1 protein-coding gene is annotated in these 1675 nt (G+C 34.6%); it reads left to right on the plus strand.

Annotated features, from left to right (window positions below; translation table 11 throughout):
- Positions 1-67 precede the first annotated feature (67 nt).
- Positions 68-1629, plus strand: a protein-coding gene (locus BMX10_RS17690; protein WP_208976169.1) for an IS3 family transposase whose coding sequence is annotated in 2 segments (ribosomal slippage) — positions 68-725 and positions 725-1629 — 1563 coding nt in all. Because the reading frame shifts where the segments join, the coding sequence is not laid out codon by codon here.
- The last annotated feature ends 46 nt before the right edge of the window (positions 1630-1675 follow it).

Consider the following 1675-nt stretch of genomic DNA (forward strand, 5'->3'; position numbering starts at 1 on the left):
TGATATGCTCCCCTATAGGTAGACAGATTAAATAAAAAAATCTGCTACTGAAAGGGGAGTATTTTTAATGTCAAAGAGAGTTAAGTATACCGCAGAGGAAAAATTTCAAATAATACAGGAGTATCAGGAGGGATTAGGTACCCTTAAAGATATTGCATCTAGATATAACATCTATAGAAATACAATTACACAGTGGATATATAAGTTCGATAGGTATGGAACAGAAGGTTTAGTTGAGTCCTCTACTTGGAGAAACTACTCTCGTCAATTAAAGGAAGATGCTATACGGGATTACCTATCAGGAGAGTTACAGCTAAAAGAAGTAGTTAGAAAATATGAAATATCTGACCACAGTGTTTTTCTTAAATGGATAAAGAAGTATAATAGTCATAGTGAAGTTAAAGTAAAGGGGAAAGGAATGAGCCAATCTATGACTAAGGGAAGAACGACTACTTTGAAAGAAAAAATGGAAATCGTATTGTCTTGTATTGCAAATGGACTGGATTATAAAAATACTGCAGATGCATATAAGGTTTCTTATCAGCAAGTATATCAGTGGGTTAAGAAGTATGAGTCTGGCGGTGAAGCTGCCCTTAAAGATGGACGAGGTAGAAAAAAAGATGATGAGGAACTAACACAAGAGGAAAAGATTCGGCTTGAGATGAAGAGAATTAAGGCGGAAAATGAGAGGTTAAGAGCGGAGAATGCCTTCTTAAAAAAGTTGGAGGAACTAGAAAGGAGGCGATCTTAAGTAGTATTAGACAGGAAAATAAGTATATAGCAATCAAACAGTTATATGATGATCAACAGCTTTCAATAGTCTTGCTATGTGATATTGCTGGTGTTTCTCGTTCTGGGTATTACAAGTGGATGAATAGAAAGGAAACTGAAATCGAAGCTGAAAATAAGATATTAATTAAGGAAATGGTGAAGCTTTACGAAAAGGTAAACGGAATCTATGGTTATAGAAGGTTAAAGAGAAACTTAAACAAAAGGTTCGGCAAGAAATTTAACCATAAACGTATATATCGCCTTATGAAAATTATAGGGTTAAAATCAGTAATTCGCAGGAAGAAGAAGCGTTACATAAAGTCTACTCCACAACACGTCGCAGAGAATATATTAAATCGTGATTTTAAAGCTCAAAGCCCTAATCAGAAGTGGCTAACTGATGTGACTGAATTCAAGTATGGCAATAATCAAAAGGCTTATCTAAGCGCTATTTTAGACTTGTATGACAGATCTATTGTTGCATATGTTTTAGGACATTCCAACAATAATCAATTAGTATTTAAAACTCTTGATAAGGCATTGGCGTTTTCTCCTGGGGCAAGGCCTCTATTTCATAGTGATCGAGGATTTCAATATACGTCTAAGCAATTTAAGAAGAAACTAGATGAAGCTAAAATAACCCAGAGTATGTCTAGGGTTGGAAAGTGCATCGATAATGGTCCGATGGAAGGATTCTTTGGAATAATAAAATGCGAAAAGTATTATTTAAAAAGCTATAAAACTTTTGAAGAGTTAAATGATGCTATTAACGAGTACATGTATTTCTATAATTATGAGAGATTACAAGAAAAATTAAACGACCAGAGCCCAATGGAATATAGGCGTCTAGTCGCTTAATTGTGTTTTTATTATTTCCACTGTCTACTTGACAGGGGGCAGTTCA

The organism is Natronincola peptidivorans (genome assembly GCF_900111615.1).
Classification (GTDB): domain Bacteria; phylum Bacillota; class Clostridia; order Peptostreptococcales; family Natronincolaceae; genus Natronincola_A; species Natronincola_A peptidivorans.